The organism is Mycobacterium sp. MFM001, assembly GCF_003402475.1.
Lineage (GTDB): Bacteria > Actinomycetota > Actinomycetes > Mycobacteriales > Mycobacteriaceae > Mycobacterium.
The window spans coordinates 42,563-59,137 of record NZ_BFAB01000012.1 but is presented as its reverse complement, the minus strand read 5'-3'; the positions used below and the strand labels follow the sequence as shown (position 1 = coordinate 59,137).

Below are 16,575 nucleotides of genomic sequence, written 5' to 3'. Positions count from 1 at the left end.
CGGGACTTAAGGATGCTCGGCCGGTACCGGCGTTTCGCTCTTGCGCGGTGCAAGTCCGGCCGAAATCGGCACCGGCACGGTGGTGCTTCCCGCCTTCTCGAAGTCGAAGGTGAAGTTGTAGGTGAGGCCGTTGGTGATCGGCTTGCTCAGCGCCACGGTCGCCTTCGCGTTGTGGGCGGGCTCCACGGAGTTGACGGCTTTGTTGTTCTGGCCGTCGGCGGTGCCGACGAAGAGCATCCCGCCGGCCGGCAAGCGGGTATCCCCGGACAGCGTCACGGTGCCGACGTCGGTGGTGACGCCGACCAGTTTGTCGGTGGTATCCGGCGACTGGTTGGTGGCCACGAACACCAGGTCCACGGAGTGGCCCGGCCGCAGGAAGTCGCCGGTCTGCACCGCCTGGACGTGAATATTGCGCAGCGCGACGTTCTTGATCACCGACTGGGTGCCGTTGACGGCGGGCACCTGGGCGGCGGTCTGGGAGAGCTGGCCGCTGCCGCAGCCGGTGAGCAGGAGCGCGCCGACCAGGCTGCCGGCGGCCAACGCGGCGACGGTCGTCGAGCGGCGGTTGTCTAAGCGGTTCACTCAAAGCCTCCTGCTCAAGCCCGATTGCTCGGCTTCTCCTCGGACCGCATGCGGTCCGCATCGTCGCCGAGCGGCCGTCCCGGTTCGACTATGCAGAGTAGTAGGTCGGTCGCGTGGGCGGTACCACAGGGCGCTGGAGACGGCTCTGGGCAGCGCAGTACCATCTTTCAGTGCCCTCCGCCGGGTTCCCAAAAGGTCGGTGCCATGCACGAATTCACCGGTCTGTCAACCCCCACCCTTGGCGTGCGGTGCCCCTGACCTGCACCGTTGTTCCGCGTGTGTCGAGGCGCCGTGTTAAGATCGAAGCAACGAAAGGGGCTCGAACCAGATGATTTTCAAGGTCGGTGACACCGTTGTCTATCCACACCACGGTGCAGCGCTAATCGAGGCGATCGAAACCCGGACCATCAAAGGGGAACAAAAGGAATATCTCGTCTTGAAGGTGGCGCAGGGTGACCTGACCGTTCGAGTCCCCGCCGAGAACGCCGAGTACGTCGGTGTCCGCGATGTGGTTGGACAGGAAGGCCTCGACAAGGTGTTCCAGGTGCTGCGCGCACCGCACACCGAGGAGCCGACCAACTGGTCGCGCCGCTACAAGGCCAACCTCGAGAAACTTGCGTCCGGTGACGTCAACAAGGTCGCCGAGGTCGTTCGTGACCTGTGGCGCCGTGACCAGGAGCGCGGCCTGTCGGCCGGCGAGAAGCGCATGCTGGCCAAGGCGCGGCAGATCCTGGTCGGTGAGCTGGCGCTGGCCGAAAGCACCGACGACGCCAAGGCGGAGACCATCCTCGACGAGGTTCTGGCCGCAGCCTCCTGACTGTGAAGGGCACGGTCGCGGTAGTCCCGGCCGCCGGATCGGGTGAGCGGCTGGCCGCAGGTGTTCCCAAGGCGTTCTTTCACCTCGACGGGCACACCCTGGTTGAACGGGCCGTCACCGGCCTGCTGGAATCCGGGGTGGTCGACCGCGTGGTGGTGGCCGTGCCCGCGGATCGCACCGACCAGGCCAAGCTGATCCTGGGCCACGTCGCCACGATCGTGGCTGGCGGCGCCACCCGCAGCGAGTCGGTTGCCCACGCATTGGCGGCCGCCGGCGAACCGGACTTCGTGCTGGTCCACGACGCCGCGCGAGCCTTGACACCCCCGCAACTGGTGGCCCGGGTCGTCGAGGCGTTGCGGTCGGGACATTCGGCCGTCGTGCCCGCATTGCCCGTACCCGACACCATCAAGGCCGTCGACGCCAACGGCGTGGTCCTGGGTACGCCGGAACGGGCCGGTCTGCGGGCGGTGCAGACTCCGCAGGGCTTTGCCACCGAATTGCTGCAGCGTGCCTACGAGCGGGCCGCATCCGCCGACTTCACCGACGACGCGTCGATGGTCGAGCACATCGGTGGGCAGGTCCACGTGGTCGACGGCGACCCGCTGGCCTTCAAGATCACCACCCGGCTGGACCTGCTTCTGGCGCAGGCGCTCGTCAAGCAATGAACGTCCGGATCGGTCTGGGCACCGATGTGCACCCGATCGAGCCCGGGCGGCCGTGCTGGCTGCTGGGCCTGCTTTTTCCCGACGCCGACGGCTGCGCGGGACACTCCGACGGCGACGTCGCCGCACACGCGCTGTGCGACGCGCTGTTGTCGGCAGCGGAACTCGGCGATATCGGGGTTGTGTTCGGTGTCGACGATCCCCGCTGGGCCGGTGTCAGCGGAGCCGACATGCTGCGCCACGTCGCCGAGCTAATCGGGTCTGAGGGGTGGCGGCTCGGCAACGCCGCCGTCCAGGTGATCGGAAACCGGCCCAAAGTCGGCCCGCGCCGCAACGAGGCGCAGGAGTTGCTGTCCGGGCTGCTCGGCGCGCCGGTGTCGGTGTCGGCCACCACGACCGACGGCCTCGGCCTCACCGGCCGTGGGGAGGGCCTTGCGGCCATAGCAACGGCGCTGGTAGTAGCCCGGTAAGCTGGCACGTCGTGACCGATCGCGCCCAGTTGCGGCTACACGACACGGCTAGTGGCGCCGTGCGTGATTTCGTCCCGCTGCGGCCCGGCCACGTCTCCATCTACCTCTGCGGCGCCACCGTGCAGGGCCTGCCGCACATCGGCCACGTTCGCAGCGGCGTGGCCTTCGACATTCTGCGCCGCTGGCTGATGGCCCGCGGCTACGACGTCGCGTTCATCCGCAACGTCACCGACATCGACGACAAGATCCTCAACAAGGCCGCCGCGGCCGGCCGGCCCTGGTGGGAGTGGGCGGCCACCTACGAGCGGGCGTTCACCGCCGCCTACGACGCGCTGGGCGTCTTGCCGCCGTCGGCGGAGCCCCGCGCCACCGGGCACATCACCCAGATGGTCGAGCTGATCGAGCGGCTGATCTGCACCGGCCACGCCTACACCGGCAACGGCGACGTGTACTTCGACGTGTTGAGCTATCCCGACTACGGCCAGCTGTCCGGCCACAAGATCGACGACGTCCACCAAGGCGAGGGCGTGGCCAGCGGCAAGCGCGACCAACGCGACTTCACGCTGTGGAAAGGCGCCAAGCCCGGCGAGCCGTCGTGGCCGACCCCGTGGGGCCACGGGCGGCCGGGCTGGCATCTCGAATGCTCGGCGATGGCCCGGACCTATCTCGGTCCGGAATTCGACATCCATTGCGGCGGAATGGATTTGGTGTTCCCCCATCACGAGAACGAGATCGCGCAGAGCCGCGCGGCCGGCGACGGGTTCGCCCGTTACTGGTTGCACAACGGCTGGGTCACCATGGGCGGCGAGAAGATGAGCAAGTCTCTGGGCAACGTGCTGGCCATCCCGGCGATGCTGGCGCGCGTGCGGCCCGCCGAACTGCGCTACTACCTCGGCAGCGCCCACTACCGCTCGATGCTGGAATTTTCCGAGACCGCCCTGCAAGACGCCGTCAACGCCTACGTGGGTATCGAGGACTTCCTGCACCGGGTGCGCAATCGGGCGGGCGCCGTCGAGCCGGGGCAGTGGACCCCGCGGTTCGCCGAAGCGCTCGACGACGATCTCGCTGTGCCGATCGCGCTGGCCGAGGTGCACCACGCGCGTGCGGAGGGCAACCGTGCGCTCGACGCCGGCGACCACGAAGGCGCCCTGGCTCATGCCGCGGCCATCCGCGCGATGATGGGCGTCCTCGGCTGCGATCCCCTCGACGAGCGGTGGGAGTCCCACGACGAGGCCTCGGCAGCGCTGGCGGCCGTCGACGTATTGGTGCGTTCCGAGCTGGAGCGACGCGAGAAGGCCCGCGAGCAGCGGGACTGGGCGCTGGCCGACGAGATCCGCAACCGGCTCAAAGACGCCGGCATCGAAGTCACCGACACCGCCGACGGGCCGCAATGGTCGCTGGGGACCGAAACAGATGCCCGGTAATTCGCGGCGGCGCGGCGCGGTCCGCAAACCCGGCACCAAGAAGGGCCCGACCGTCGGATCCGGGGGTGTGCGCCGGCGCGGCCTCGAGGGCCGCGGGGCCACGCCGCCGGCACACATGCGGCCCAACCATCCCGCGGCCAAGCGGCTTCGTGCCCAGCAGCGCCGTCAACCCAAACGCACCGAGGACACCGCCGAGACGGTGCTCGGCCGCAATCCGGTGCTGGAGTGTCTGCGGGCCGGTGTGCCGGCGACCGCACTCTATGTTGCGCTCGGTGCTCAGGCAGACGAGCGGCTGACCGAATCGGTCACGCGCGCAGCCGATTCCGGTATCCCAATCCTCGAGGTGCCGCGCACCGACCTGGACCGGATGACCACCAACGGCCTGCATCAGGGCATCGCGCTGCAGGTTCCCCCGTACGACTATGCCCATCCCGACGACCTGGTTGCGGCGGCGATGGAATCTCCGCCGGCATTGCTGGTCGCGCTGGACAACATCTCCGACCCCCGCAACCTGGGTGCCATCGTGCGCTCGGTCGCGGCGTTCGCCGGCCACGGCGTGTTGATCCCGCAGCGGCGATCGGCCTCGGTGACGGCGGTGGCGTGGCGAACCAGTGCGGGTGCGGCGGCCCGGGTTCCCATCGCGCGGGCCACCAATCTGACTCGAACACTTAAGGATTGGGCCGGCCAAGGTGTGCAGCTGGTCGGGTTAGACGCCGACGGTGACACCACGCTCGACGACCTGGACGCCACCGGCCCGGTGGCCGTCGTGGTCGGATCGGAAGGCAAAGGGCTCTCCCGGCTGGTGCGGGAAAACTGCGACGCGGTGGTGTCGATCCCAATGGCCGGCCCCGCCGAGTCGCTGAATGCCTCGGTGGCCGCCGGGGTGGTGCTCGCCGAAATCGCCCGCCAGCGCAGGCATTAAAGGTGCCGTGCCGCCTGCGCGCACTGGTTGCGCTGGCGGCCGTCGCGTTTCTGGGCGCACAGCCGACGGCCGTCGCGCAGCCATGTGAATTTGACGTGGTGGCGCATCGCGGCGCCGCCGACGCGCTCGAAATCGGCGTCAGCACTTTGGAATTCGATATCGGCATCACCAAAGACCGCCAACCGGTGGTGTGGCATGACCAGGACATGCAGCTGCAAAAGTGCACCGACACCGGGCCCGCGTCGGCCGCAGACCCGCAGTACCCGTACGTCGGAAAGCTGGTGCACGAGCTGACTCTCGCCCAGATCCGCACACTCGACTGCGGCGACCGGATCGCGACGCTGCCGGAGATCTTCGCACTCACCGACTCGTATCGCGCCGACGTTCGATACGACATCGAAACCAAAGTCGACCCTGAGCAGCCGAACGTGACGGCCAGCCCGCAGGAGTTCGTCGACGTGATCCTTGCCGCTGTCCGGGCGGCCGGCAAGACCGACCGCGTCGAGATACAAAGCTTCGACTGGCGAACCCTGCCTTTGGTTCGACAGGCGGAGCCGTCGATTCCAGTGGTGACGCTGTGGAACCAGGCGACGTGGCAACCGGATTCGCCGTGGCTGGCCGGAATCAAACCCGCCGTCGTCGGTGATCCGCTTGTCGCGGCCAGGATGATCGGCGCCAGCATCGTCTCACCCGCGTATCAGCTGGTCGACAAACCGTTTGTGGACCGGGCACATGCGTTGGGGCTCAAGGTGCTTCCATGGACGATCAACGACGCTGAGACCATGCGGCGGCAGATCGACGACGGCGTCGACGGCATCATCACCGACGATCCCGCGGCATTGCGTGCGGTGATGGCCGATCTCGGCATGCCGCTGCCGCCCAGCTACTAAACGCCCAGCAGTCGCACGCTGACCCATAGCGCCAGCACCGCCGCGACCAGCGCGGTGGGCACCGTGCACAGCCCGAGCCGGGTGTATTCACCGACGCTGGCTGGAACGTCGTGGCGGCGTAACACCCTGCGCCACAGCAGGTTCGACAGCGACCCGACATAGGTCAGGTTGGGTCCGATGTTCACCCCGATCAGCACCGCCAGGATCGCCGCCGGCCCACTGCTGGCGGCCAGCGGCACCAGCACCAGCGTCGCGGGCAGGTTGTTGACGATGTTGGCCAGCACCGCCGCGACGGCCGCGATGCCCAGCAAGGCAAGCAGGCCCGAACCCGTCGGCAGCGCCGCCCGCATGCCGTCGGCGAACCCGTTGAGCATCACGGCCTGCACCACGACACCGAGCGCCAACACGAACAACAGGAACGGCACGTTGACCGCGCGCACGATCTCGACCACCGAGGTGTGCCGCCGAGCGAGGCTGCGCACGGCCAGCACCAGCGCTCCGGCCAGCGCCGCCCAGGCCGGTGCCACGCCGGCAGCTTCGGCGATCGCGAACCCCGCCAACGTCAGTGCGACCACCACCAGCACGAACACCGGTGGCCGGGCCGGTGGCCCGATTTCCTGCCGCTCCGGCACCGCGGACAGATCACGCCGGAAAAACCAGCGGAAGACGACGTACACGGTAGCCACCGCGGCCAGCCACGGCAGCGCCATCAACAGCGTGAATTTGACGAAAGACAGGTCGGCGACATGGAACGCGAGCAGGTTCGTCAGATTCGACACCGGAAGCAGCAGCGAGGCGGCGTTGGCCAAATGCGCACTGGCATAAGCGTGTGGACGCACCGGCGCCCGCAGCCACCGAACCGTGACCAGCACCACCGGAGTCAACAGCACCACGGTGGCGTCCAAGCTCAGCGCGGCGGTGATCACGGCGGCGATGACGAACACCTGCCGCAGCAGGCCCTGGGGCCCGAAGCGGGAGTGTGCCATTGCCGCGCCGGCCGCCTCGAACAGGCCTTCGTCGTCGCACAGCTTGGCCAGCACCAGCACCGCGCCCAGGAACGCGACCACCCGCGCCAGGCTCGCCACTTCGGCCACGGCCTGATGCACCGAGATCGCGCCGACCCCAAGCAGCACAACGACGGCGGGGACGGCGGCGAACGCCTCCGGCCAGCCCCGCGGTCGGGCGACCGCGAACCCCAGCACGACAGCAAGAAGCAGCAGCGCGAGAAATAGGGTCAACGTTCTTCAGTTCCAGGGGTCTTCGCGTCGCCATACCGTCGGCATATCCAGTGCGATCCCGTCTGCTGCGGCCAGTTGATCGAGGACCCGCATCGAAGCGTCTAGATCGTCGCCCGCATATGGCAACGCCCGCAACGGTTTCGACAGTGGGCGGAAGAAGTCATCCCAGTGGATAGGTACGACGCGGCGTGCGCCCACCGCGCGCACCGTCTCGGTCCAGTAGTCGACGAGGTAGCTTTCCGGCTGCAGGCCAAGCTGTCCCACGCCGAGGTAGACGACGTCGGCGCGTTGTCCGGTCAGCGCGCCCTTGACGAAGCCGGCGCTGCCCTGGATCAAGCACCGCCGGTCCGACGGTCGATGGTGCACGATCGCCGACCAAGCCTCCCCGCAGCGGTACACCGAGGCTTTGACGGGAGGAACGACCGGCGCGGTGATCGCGCCGGGAAACCGATCGGGCGGGCAGTGCTGCGACTCGATCAATGTCAACGCGAAGGGCCCCAACACAATTGACTCGCCAGAGGTTGCCACAGTTATGCGGTCGGCAGGCAGCCCGTGGCCGCGGCCGACGTTGGCCGCCGATTCTCCGCCGACCAGTTGCGCGCCGGTGCGGTCGGCCACCAGGGCGGAGTCCAACGCATGGTCGATATGCGTGTGCACCGGAATCACGGCTTCCAGCCGCGAGACCTTGGCCCGGGCCAGGCAGCCGTCGACCCGGGCCGGCGAGGGTGCCACCTTGCGCAGCGCGACCCGCGCCAGGCTCGGCCGGGAGAAGTAGCCGTCGGTCAGAAGCGCGGACGATCCGTCGTCGAGCAGCAGCGTGGACACGCCCATCCACGTCACCGCAAGCGGCGCACCGGAATCCGCGGCCGGAACGGTGAACCGGTGTGCATACCGGCCGATGTCCGGTCGCCCGAGCCGCAGCCGCATCAGCTGAACGCCTTCACGTCGATGCCGTCGGCTTTCAGCCGGTCCCGCACCGCAGTGGCGATCTGCACAGCGCCTGGCGAATCACCGTGCACGCAAACAGATTCCACGTGGATGTCGATTGTTGACCCCTCGACTGCGGTGACTCGCCCCGCGGTCACCATGGTCAGCACACGGTCGGCGATGGCCGCCGGATCGTGCAACACCGCGCCGCGTTCGCGTCGGGACACCAACTGGCCGTCTGGCCGGTACGCGCGATCGGCGAACGCCTCGGCGACGGTGCGAAGGCCGCGCTGCCGGGCCTCGTCGAAAAACACCGAACCCGCCAGGCCCAGCACCGGCAGCCCAGGGTCCACCGAGCGCACCGCCTCGGCGACCGCGGCGGCCTGCTCGCGGTGTGTGACGATCGTGTTGTACAGCGCGCCATGGGGTTTGACGTAGGACACGGCCGAGCCGGCGGCCTGGGCCAGTCCTTGCAGCGCGCCGATCTGGTAGACGACGTCGGCGAGCAGATCGTCGGCGGAGACGTCGATGAAGCGCCTGCCGAAGCCGGCCAGATCGCGGTAGCTCACCTGCGCGCCGATGCGCACACCCCGCTCGGCGGCCAACCGGCAGACCCGCAGCAGCCCGGCAGGGTCGCCTGCGTGGAAGCCGCACGCAACGTTGGCGCTGGTGACGATGCCGAGCATGGCGTCGTCGTCACCGAGGCTCCAGACGCCGAAGCCCTCGCCGAGGTCGGCGTTGAGATCCACGGAGGAGGCCACGGACGTTAGCTTAGGGCTGTGGAGAGTACCCGTGCCGAGGTCTTGATCACCGCGACCGAGTTGGCGCAGCGCATCGACAAGGGCCAGCCGGTCACGATTCTCGACGTGCGCTGGCAGCTCAGCGAGCCGGACGGGCGGGCAGCCTATCGGCAGGGCCACCTACCGGGTGCGGTGTACGTGTCGCTCGAGGACGAGCTGACCGATCACACGGCCACCGGCCGGGGCCGTCATCCGCTGCCGTCCGGGCGCAGCGTCGAGGCGGCCGCGCGACGGTGGGGCGTCCGTCGAGGTGTGCCTGTGGTGGCCTACGACGACTGGAACCGGGCCGGTTCGGCGCGGGCCTGGTGGGTGCTGACGGCAGCGGGGCTCGACGACGTCCGCATCCTCGACGGCGGCTTGGCCGCGTGGGTCGCGGCCGGCGGCGCGCTCGACGCCGGGACCGTCGCACCCGAGCCCGGAGACGTGACGGTGTCGCACAGCGACCTCTACTCCGGAGCGCGGCGGACGCTGACGGCGGAACAGGCCGCGGACGCCCCGCTGCTCGACGCACGTGCACCCGAACGCTTCCGCGGTGACGTCGAGTCCGTCGATCCGGTCGCGGGCCACATCCCGGGCGCGACGAACGTGCCCAGCACTCGCGTCCTTGCAACTGACGGCACATTCCTGCCCGACAAAGAGCTGCACGAGCTGTTCGCGGGGCAAGGCGCCGTCGGCGCCTACTGCGGCTCCGGGATCACCGCCTCGGTGCTCGTCGCGGCGCTGGCCGCGACAGGGCGGGACGCCGCGTTGTTTCCGGGCTCGTGGTCGGAGTGGATTTCTGATCCCGCGCGGCCGGCAGCCCGTGGCGAGGACGGCTGAGCCGGTAGCGTCACGGAGCATGAGTCCCACGCCGCGACGGCGGGCGACCCTGGCTTCGCTCGCTGCCGAGCTCAAGGTGTCGCGGACCACTATCTCCAATGCCTACAACCGGCCCGATCAACTGTCGCCAGAACTGCGGCAGCGGGTGCTGGCCGCCGCGAAGCGACTGGGATATCCGGGACCTGATCCGGTCGCGCGGTCGCTGCGCACCCGCAAGGCCGGCGCGGTCGGGCTGGTCAGCACCGAACCGCTGACCTATTCGTTCAGCGACCCGGCGGCGCTGGATTTCGTTGCGGGACTGGCACAGTCGTGCGAGGAACGGGGCCAGGGCCTGATGCTGATCGCCGTCGGGCCGAGCCGGAGCGTGGCCAAGGGATCCGAATCGGTGCTCGCGGCGGGCGTCGACGGCTTCGTGGTCTACTCGGTGTCCGACGACGACCCCTACCTGCAGGTTGCGCTGCAGCGACGGCTGCCCGTGGTCGTAGTCGATCAGCCCAAAGACGTTCCCGGAACGTCGCGGGTTGCCATCGACGACCGGGCCGCGATGCGCGAGCTCGCCGATCACGTGCTCGCGCTGGGCCATCGGCATATCGGGCTGCTGACCATGCGGCTGCGACGCGACCGCCGCGAAGGAGTGGTCAACGCGGGACGCTTGCGCTCTGCCACGTTTCAGGTGCAAGCCGAACGCATTCACGGTGTCCGCGACGCCATGACGGCCGCCGGCCTCGACCCGGAGTCACTGACGGTCGTCGAAAGCTACGAGCACACGCCCACGTCGGGCGGTGTCGCGGCGGAGGTGGCGCTGCAGGCGAACCCGCGGATCACCGCACTGATGTGCACCGCCGACGTCCTCGCCCTCTCGGCGATGGACTACCTGCGCGGCCGGGGTACCTATGTGCCCGGTCAGATGACCGTCACCGGCTTCGACGGCGTGCCGCAAGCACTGCGTCGCGGGCTGACCACGGTCGCGCAGCCAAGCCTGCACAAAGGCCGTCGCGCCGGTGAGCTCTTGAACGAGGCCCCAAACCAGCCGAAGGTCGAACTGCTGGACACCACGCTGGTCCGCGGACGCACGGCAGGACCGCCCGCTTAAGCCGGTTAGATCTTCGGGTGCTCCTGGTCGCCGATCAACAGCCGGACCGCCAGGTCCAGCCGCTTGCTCACGTCGGTCGCCGATGCGCGACGCGTCAGCCACGCGAGCAAGTTGGAGGTCCACACATTCGAGAGCACCCGGGCGATGTGGTACTCCTCCTCGGTCGGCTCACCCTCGGCCATCGCGCGGGCGAACATCGAGTCGATCACCTTCTCGACGTGGTCGACCTCACCCGCCGCGGACGCGTCGGCAAACACGTACGCACGGGTCATGGCCTCGGTCAGCAGCGGGTTGCGCTGCATCGCCCGGTTGAGCCTGTTGATCATGAAATTCAGCCGCTGATACGGCGTTCCGCCGGTCAGCGTGGACCGGTCGGTTTTGGCGTCAATGCGCTCGAACTCCCGGCCCAGCGCCGACACCAGCAAATGCACCTTCGACGGGAAATAGCGATACAGCGTGCCGACCGCGACGTCCGCCCGGTCTGCCACCGCCCGCATCTGGACCGCCTCGTAGCCGCCCTTGGAGGCAATCGCCATCGTCGCGTCCAGGATGCGTTTGCGACGCTCACGCTGCGCCTCGGACCCGAGTTCGGACTCGGCCAAAACCGCCACGTTCATGACCTCACGGGGCTGTGCATCCCCGGAGCGGCCCGAATTGGCGTTCGCTGGCGACGACATGTGACGGGCAGCTCCTTCTGTTGCGTTCCCGCTCAAACGATACGCACGCAGAGCGCGAATTTCCCATCTCGCTGCAGCCGGGACACCGGAGCGTCCTGCTGCGATGGCGTTCGACTTGACGGTCAATCGCTGGCACTATTAGAACACGTTCTAGTCGACCGAGGAGCCTCAACGTGCCAGCCACTATCACCGACGAACAGTTCGCGGCGCGTGAGTTGGTGCGCGATTGGGCCGGCGGAGTGGGTACTGAGTCCCGTTCCAAGGTCGCGATCCGCGACATCGAGCAGGGCAAGCCCGAGGCCTGGCGGCCGGTGTACGACGGCCTGGCCAGCCTGGGCTTGTTCGGTGTCGCGGTTCCCGAGGACCGCGGCGGCGCGGGCGGCAGCATCGACGATCTGTGCGCGATGGTCGACGAGGCGGCAAAGGCGCTGGTCCCCGGCCCGGTGGCGACGACGGCGCTGGCCACGCTGGTGGTGACCGATCCCTCGCTGGTATCGGGTGAGCGCGTCGCCGGGCTGGCTCTGACCGGCGACGTGGACTTCGACGGTTCACGGGCGTCGGGCAGCCTGCCGTGGGTGCTGGGCGCCGACCCCGAGGGCCTGTTGCTGCTGCCGGCCGGCGACAAGTGGCTGCTCGTCGACGCCACCACCGACGGTGTGACGGTCGAGCCGCTGCAGGCCACCGACTTCTCCCGGCCGCTGGCCCGGGTGGTGCTGGCGTCGGCGCCGGCGACCGTGCTCGACGCGCCGCACCTGGAGGACCTGGCCGCGACGGTGCTGGCCGCCGAGATGGCCGGGGTGGCCCGGTGGGCGCTGGACACCGCCGTCGCCTACGCCAAGGTGCGCGAGCAGTTCGGCAAGCCGATCGGCAGCTTCCAGGCCATCAAGCACATCTGCGCCGAAATGCTGTGCCGGGCAGAAGAGACCGCGGTCGCCGCCGCCGACGCCGCGCACGCCGCCACGGACCCAGAGCAGTTGCGCATCGCAGCGGCCATTGCCGCGAGCATCGGCATCGAGGCGGCCAAGGCCAACGTCAAGGACTGCATCCAGGTGCTCGGCGGCATCGGTATCACCTGGGAGCACGACGCGCATCTGTACCTGCGGCGCGCCTATGGGATCGGACAGTTCCTCGGCGGCTCGGCGCGCTGGCTGCGTCGCACCGCCGCGTTGACCGAGGCCGGTGTGCGGCGTCAGCTCTCCATCGACCTCAGCGATGTTGCCGACCTGCGGCCCGAGATCGCCGAAGCGGTCGCCGAAATCGCCGCGCTGCCCGAGGACAAGCGGCAGGCGGCGCTGGCTGAGAAGGGCCTGCTGGCCCCGCACTGGCCGCCGCCCTACGGTCGCGGCGCCGGGCCGGCCGAGCAACTGCTGATCGACCAGGAGATGGCCGCGGCCGGTGTGGCGCGGCCCGACCTGGTGATCGGTTGGTGGGCCGCCCCGACCATCCTCGAACACGGCACACCCGAACAGATCGAGCGCTTCGTGCCCGCCACCCTGAGCGGCGAAATCTTTTGGTGCCAACTGTTTTCCGAGCCCGGCGCCGGCTCGGACCTGGCGTCGCTACGCACTAAGGCCGAACGGGTCGACGGCGGCTGGAAGCTGACCGGGCAAAAGGTGTGGACGTCGTCGGCGCACAAAGCGCAGTGGGGTGTGTGCTTGGCCCGCACCGACCCGGAAGCCCCAAAACACAAGGGCATCAGCTACTTCCTGGTCGACATGACCTCGCCTGGTATCGAGATCCGGCCGCTGCGGGAGATCACCGGCGCCGCTTTGTTCAACGAGGTCTTTCTCGACGGCGTGTTCGTGCCCGACGAGATGGTGGTCGGCACGGTCAACGACGGCTGGCGGCTGGCCCGCACCACGCTGGCCAACGAGCGTGTCGCGATGGCCACCGGCACTGCGCTGGGCAATCCGATGGAGGAACTGCTCAAGGCGGTGGCCGAGCGCGATCTCGACGATGCTCAGCGAGATCGGTTGGGGCAGTTGATCATTACCGCGCAAGCCGGCGCACTGCTGGATCAGCGGATTGCGCAGCTGGCCGTCGGCGGCCAGGACCCGGGCGCCGAGTCCAGTGTGCGCAAGCTGATCGGTGTGCGCTACCGGCAGGCGCTGGCCGAATACCGGATGGAGCTGACCGAAGGTGCGGGCCTCGTCGAGGACGCCACCGTGCAGGATTTCCTCAACACCCGCTGCCTGACGATCGCAGGTGGCACCGAGCAGATTCTGCTCACGCTGGCCGCCGAGCGATTGCTGGGTCTACCGCGGTAGCCAGTGCCCAACGTCGAGTTGTTGCGCTCAATAGCGCGATTTCGCCCAATAAGTCGACGTTCGCGGCTTACGAGAACGTGGTCTGCGCGCAGGTGCTCGGCGAGGTGAGGTTGACCCCGCTGTAGACCACCTGGATGTGTGTGCAGACGATGACGCTGACGTCGGTCTTCGGTTGCCCGGTGTGCCAGTCGGTGGAGTCGATCCGGCCGCTGCTCTGGTATTTCTCCGGTGGGCCCTCACCCATGTAGATGTCGGTCATCACGTCGGTCCCACCCTGTTTCATGACCCGCTCGTACTGACCGTCGGCATGCACGTCGAGGTAGGCCATCCGGTTCGGCGAGCGGAATTCGGTGCTTTGCCGTGCCCATAGGTCGTTTGGAAATCCGGTGACCCCGTCGGGCGTTCGCAAGTCGGCCCCGACGGTGAAGTCGCAGCTGCCGGTCGGCTTATGGCAGTCGAGCAGCACGCGGGTCTCCAGCTGGTTGGCCTCGTCGACCGGTATCAACGTGGTGGCGGTATTGCTTGCCGCCGACGACGGGGGCGCCAACGTTAACGCCGCCGCGAGACCCGCCAGTGCCGCACCCAGCTGCTTGATCACCACAAGAACCTAACGCCCGCGGCTATTCGTCATAGGTGACTTCGACTGAATCGGTCTCCGGATGCGACTGGCACGCCAGGATCAGGCCCTCGTCGAGGTCCTGCTGTTCGAGAACGTCGTTGACCTCCATGGTCACCTTGCCCTTGCGCAGGGTGCAGGCACACGCGCCGCAGTGACCCTCGCGGCAGGAGAACGGCGCGTCCAGGCCGGCGTCCAGCAGCACGTCGAGCAGCTTGGCTCCGCGCGGCCACGACACCGTGTGGGTTTCGCCGTCGAGCTGCACCACCGCGGTGGCCGGCGGCTCGTCGCCGTCGTCCTCGATCTTCACCGCGGCGAACGGATCGGATTCCAGCGACTTGAACACTTCGAGATGTACTTGGGCCGCAGGCACTTTCAGCGCGTCCAGGGCCTCCCGCGCCGCCTCCATGAAAGGGCCGGGCCCGCAGATGAACGCCTGCCGGTCGGTGTACGGGCCGGCCAGTTGCGCCAGCGCGGTGGCGCTCGGCAGCCCCTGCAGCGACTCCAGCCAGTGCACGACGGTCAGCCGGTCGGGGTATTTGGCGGCCAGCTCGCGCAGCGCGTCGCCGAAGATCACCGAGCGGTCGTCGCGGTTGGCGTAGAGCAGCACCACCTGCCCGCTGCCCTCGGACAGCGCCGACTTGCAGATCGACATGATCGGGGTGATCCCGCTGCCGCCGGCGATCAGCAGGAAGTCGTCGTCGAGGGTCTTGGGCACGAAGTTGCCCGACGGCGCCAGCACGTGGATCCGCATGCCGGGGTGGGCGTGGTCGCAGATCCAGTTCGACGCGTAGCCGTCGCGATCCCGCTTGACAGTGACGGTCAGCGCGTCGTCGGTGAATGGCGAGCTGCACAGCGAATAGCAACGCGCCACCGAGCCGGTGCGGTCGCTGGGAATGCGCAGCGTCAGGAACTGGCCGGGGGCGTAGCGGAGCCGGTCGGCCGGGATCTGGACGCCGTCGGGGACGGCGAACACCAGAGACCGCGCGTCGTCGGTCTCGGCGACGACGTCGGCGACCTGCAGCTCCAGGACGTGACTGCCGAGCGGCTCGTCGGGAACGGTCACGGCGCTCTCTCCCGTCATAACTAGAACAGGTTACAGAAAACCCACTAGGTACCGCTACCAGCCGCAGGAATACCCTGCTCGACACAAATCGGAACGTGTTCTAGTCTTTGATCTATGTCAGCCTCTATTCAACAGCGTGACGCGCAGTCGGTCCTAGCCGGCATCGACGACCTGCTTCCCCAGTTGCGCGAGCGCGCTCAGGCCACCGAGGATCTGCGTCGGCTGCCCGAGGAGACCGTCAAGGCGCTCGACGAGGTCGGGTTCTTCACGTTGCTGCAGCCCGAGCAGTGGGGTGGGCTGCAATGCGACCCGGCGCTGTTCTACGAGGCGGCGCGACGGCTGGCCAGTGCGTGCGGCTCAACGGGCTGGGTGGGCTCGATCATCGGGGTGCACAACTGGCATCTGGCGCTGTTCGACCAGAAGGCGCAGGAGGAGGTCTGGGGCGAGGACCCGACAGTGCGGATCTCCTCGTCGTACGCGCCGATGGGCGCGGGCACCGTGGTCGACGGCGGGTATCTGGTCAGCGGTGCGTGGAACTGGTCGTCGGGCTGCGACCACGCCACCTGGTGCTTCTTGGGCGGCCCGGTCATCAAAGACGGCCGGCCGGTCGACTTCGGCAGCTTCCTGATCCCGCGCACCGAATACGAGATCAAGGACGTCTGGCACGTGGTCGGGCTGCGCGGAACCGGCAGCAACACGATCGTCGTCAAGGACGTCTTCGTGCCGCGGCACCGCTTCCTGTCGTACAAGGCGATGAACGACGGCACCGCGGGCGGGTATGAGACCAACACCGCGCCTGTCTACAAGATGCCTTGGGGCACAGTGCATCCCACCACCATTTCGGCGCCCATCGTCGGCATGGCCTACGGCGCCTACGAGGCGCACGTCGAGCACCAGGGCAAGCGGATCCGTGCGGCTTTCGCCGGCGAGAAAGCCAAAGACGACCCGTTCGCCAAGGTTCGCATCGCCGAGGCCGCCAGCGACATCGACGCGGCGTGGCGGCAGCTGATCGGTAACGTCAGCGACGAGTACGCATGTCTGGTGGCCGGCAAGGAGATTCCGTTCGAGCTGCGGGCCCGCGCCCGTCGCGACCAGGTCCGCGCGACCGGCAGGGCGATCGCCTCGGTCGACCGGCTGTTCGAGGCGTCCGGTGCGACGGCGCTGGCCAATGACGCTCCGATCCAACGGTTTTGGCGCGACGCGCACGCCGGCCGGGTGCACGCCGCCAACGACCCCGAGCGCGCCTACGTGATCTTCGGTAACCACGAGTTCGGGTTGCCGCCCGGCGACACGATGGTTTAACCG

Annotated in this window: 17 protein-coding genes; 10 read left to right on the top strand and 7 right to left on the bottom strand. The window is 68.4% G+C overall.

Going from position 1 to position 16,575, the window contains the following annotated elements:
* Positions 1-6 precede the first annotated feature (6 nt).
* A complete protein-coding gene (locus tag MFM001_RS19175; protein ID WP_116376857.1) occupies positions 7-582 on the bottom strand; it encodes a hypothetical protein in 576 nt (191 codons plus the stop codon).
* Positions 583-910: 328 nt separating this feature from the next.
* On the opposite strand from MFM001_RS19175, the gene carD reads away from it, so the two are divergent.
* Genes carD through MFM001_RS19145 form a run of 6 tightly spaced genes read left to right on the top strand, consistent with a single transcriptional unit; the run spans position 911 to position 5,767 of the window.
* Positions 911-1,399, top strand: coding sequence for an RNA polymerase-binding transcription factor CarD (carD, locus tag MFM001_RS19170; protein WP_045382876.1), 489 nt, complete (start codon positions 911-913; stop codon positions 1,397-1,399).
* A 2-nt stretch (positions 1,400-1,401) separates the two neighbouring features.
* Positions 1,402-2,064 carry a 2-C-methyl-D-erythritol 4-phosphate cytidylyltransferase gene (gene ispD / locus MFM001_RS19165; RefSeq protein WP_192886993.1) on the top strand — a complete coding sequence of 221 codons (663 nt, stop codon included), beginning with the start codon at positions 1,402-1,404 and terminating at the stop codon, positions 2,062-2,064.
* Positions 2,061-2,531 carry a 2-C-methyl-D-erythritol 2,4-cyclodiphosphate synthase gene (gene ispF, locus MFM001_RS19160; RefSeq protein WP_116376855.1) on the top strand — a complete coding sequence of 157 codons (471 nt, stop codon included), beginning with the start codon at positions 2,061-2,063 and terminating at the stop codon, positions 2,529-2,531. The genes ispD and ispF overlap by 4 nt, the downstream gene beginning before the upstream one ends.
* A gap of 11 nt (positions 2,532-2,542) precedes the next feature.
* Entirely contained in the window at positions 2,543-3,955 is a 1,413-nt protein-coding gene (gene cysS / locus MFM001_RS19155; RefSeq protein WP_116376854.1) for a cysteine--tRNA ligase, read from the top strand.
* Positions 3,945-4,877, top strand: a complete 933-nt coding sequence (rlmB, locus tag MFM001_RS19150; RefSeq protein ID WP_116376853.1) for a 23S rRNA (guanosine(2251)-2'-O)-methyltransferase RlmB — start codon at positions 3,945-3,947, stop codon at positions 4,875-4,877. The genes cysS and rlmB overlap by 11 nt, the downstream gene beginning before the upstream one ends.
* A 2-nt stretch (positions 4,878-4,879) precedes the next feature.
* Positions 4,880-5,767, top strand: coding sequence for a glycerophosphodiester phosphodiesterase family protein (locus MFM001_RS19145; protein ID WP_116376852.1), 888 nt, complete (start codon positions 4,880-4,882; stop codon positions 5,765-5,767).
* Here MFM001_RS19145 and MFM001_RS19140 read toward each other — a convergent pair.
* Genes MFM001_RS19140 through MFM001_RS19130 form a run of 3 tightly spaced genes read right to left on the bottom strand, consistent with a single transcriptional unit; the run spans position 5,764 to position 8,693 of the window.
* A complete protein-coding gene (locus MFM001_RS19140; RefSeq protein ID WP_116376851.1) occupies positions 5,764-7,005 on the bottom strand; it encodes an SLC13 family permease in 1,242 nt (413 codons plus the stop codon). The two genes, MFM001_RS19145 and MFM001_RS19140, sit on opposite strands and share 4 nt — an antisense overlap.
* 6 nt (positions 7,006-7,011) lie before the next feature.
* Positions 7,012-7,932: an MBL fold metallo-hydrolase gene (locus tag MFM001_RS19135; RefSeq protein ID WP_116376850.1), complete on the bottom strand. Its 921-nt coding sequence runs from the start codon at positions 7,930-7,932 to the stop codon at positions 7,012-7,014.
* Positions 7,932-8,693 (bottom strand): LamB/YcsF family protein, encoded by a 762-nt coding sequence (locus tag MFM001_RS19130; protein WP_116376849.1) that lies wholly within the window; start codon positions 8,691-8,693, stop codon positions 7,932-7,934. The genes MFM001_RS19135 and MFM001_RS19130 overlap by 1 nt, the downstream gene beginning before the upstream one ends.
* An 18-nt stretch (positions 8,694-8,711) precedes the next feature.
* Between MFM001_RS19130 and MFM001_RS19125 the strand changes: the two genes are divergently transcribed.
* Both MFM001_RS19125 and MFM001_RS19120 read left to right on the top strand, forming a co-directional pair.
* The gene (locus MFM001_RS19125; RefSeq protein ID WP_116376848.1) at positions 8,712-9,551 is read left to right on the top strand and encodes a sulfurtransferase; all 840 of its coding nucleotides are present in this window, start codon (positions 8,712-8,714) and stop codon (positions 9,549-9,551) included.
* Between the two features lie 19 nt (positions 9,552-9,570).
* Positions 9,571-10,644: a substrate-binding domain-containing protein gene (locus MFM001_RS19120; RefSeq protein WP_116376847.1), complete on the top strand. Its 1,074-nt coding sequence runs from the start codon at positions 9,571-9,573 to the stop codon at positions 10,642-10,644.
* Between the two features lie 5 nt (positions 10,645-10,649).
* Here the strand turns inward: MFM001_RS19120 and kstR are convergent, their stop codons facing one another.
* On the bottom strand, positions 10,650-11,255 hold the full coding sequence (gene kstR / locus MFM001_RS19115; protein ID WP_163659790.1) for a cholesterol catabolism transcriptional regulator KstR: 606 nt from the start codon (positions 11,253-11,255) through the stop codon (positions 10,650-10,652).
* 239 nt (positions 11,256-11,494) lie between these two features.
* Between kstR and MFM001_RS19110 the strand changes: the two genes are divergently transcribed.
* Positions 11,495-13,588 carry an acyl-CoA dehydrogenase gene (locus MFM001_RS19110; protein WP_116376846.1) on the top strand — a complete coding sequence of 698 codons (2,094 nt, stop codon included), beginning with the start codon at positions 11,495-11,497 and terminating at the stop codon, positions 13,586-13,588.
* Positions 13,589-13,655: 67 nt separating this feature from the next.
* Here the strand turns inward: MFM001_RS19110 and MFM001_RS19105 are convergent, their stop codons facing one another.
* Both MFM001_RS19105 and MFM001_RS19100 read right to left on the bottom strand, forming a co-directional pair.
* On the bottom strand, positions 13,656-14,174 hold the full coding sequence (locus MFM001_RS19105; protein WP_371685574.1) for a hypothetical protein: 519 nt from the start codon (positions 14,172-14,174) through the stop codon (positions 13,656-13,658).
* A gap of 34 nt (positions 14,175-14,208) precedes the next feature.
* Positions 14,209-15,288 carry a ferredoxin--NADP reductase gene (locus tag MFM001_RS19100; protein WP_116376845.1) on the bottom strand — a complete coding sequence of 360 codons (1,080 nt, stop codon included), beginning with the start codon at positions 15,286-15,288 and terminating at the stop codon, positions 14,209-14,211.
* Between the two features lie 96 nt (positions 15,289-15,384).
* On the opposite strand from MFM001_RS19100, the gene hsaA reads away from it, so the two are divergent.
* Positions 15,385-16,572 carry a 3-hydroxy-9,10-secoandrosta-1,3,5(10)-triene-9,17-dione monooxygenase oxygenase subunit gene (hsaA, locus tag MFM001_RS19095; RefSeq protein WP_116376844.1) on the top strand — a complete coding sequence of 396 codons (1,188 nt, stop codon included), beginning with the start codon at positions 15,385-15,387 and terminating at the stop codon, positions 16,570-16,572.
* Positions 16,573-16,575 lie beyond the last annotated feature (3 nt).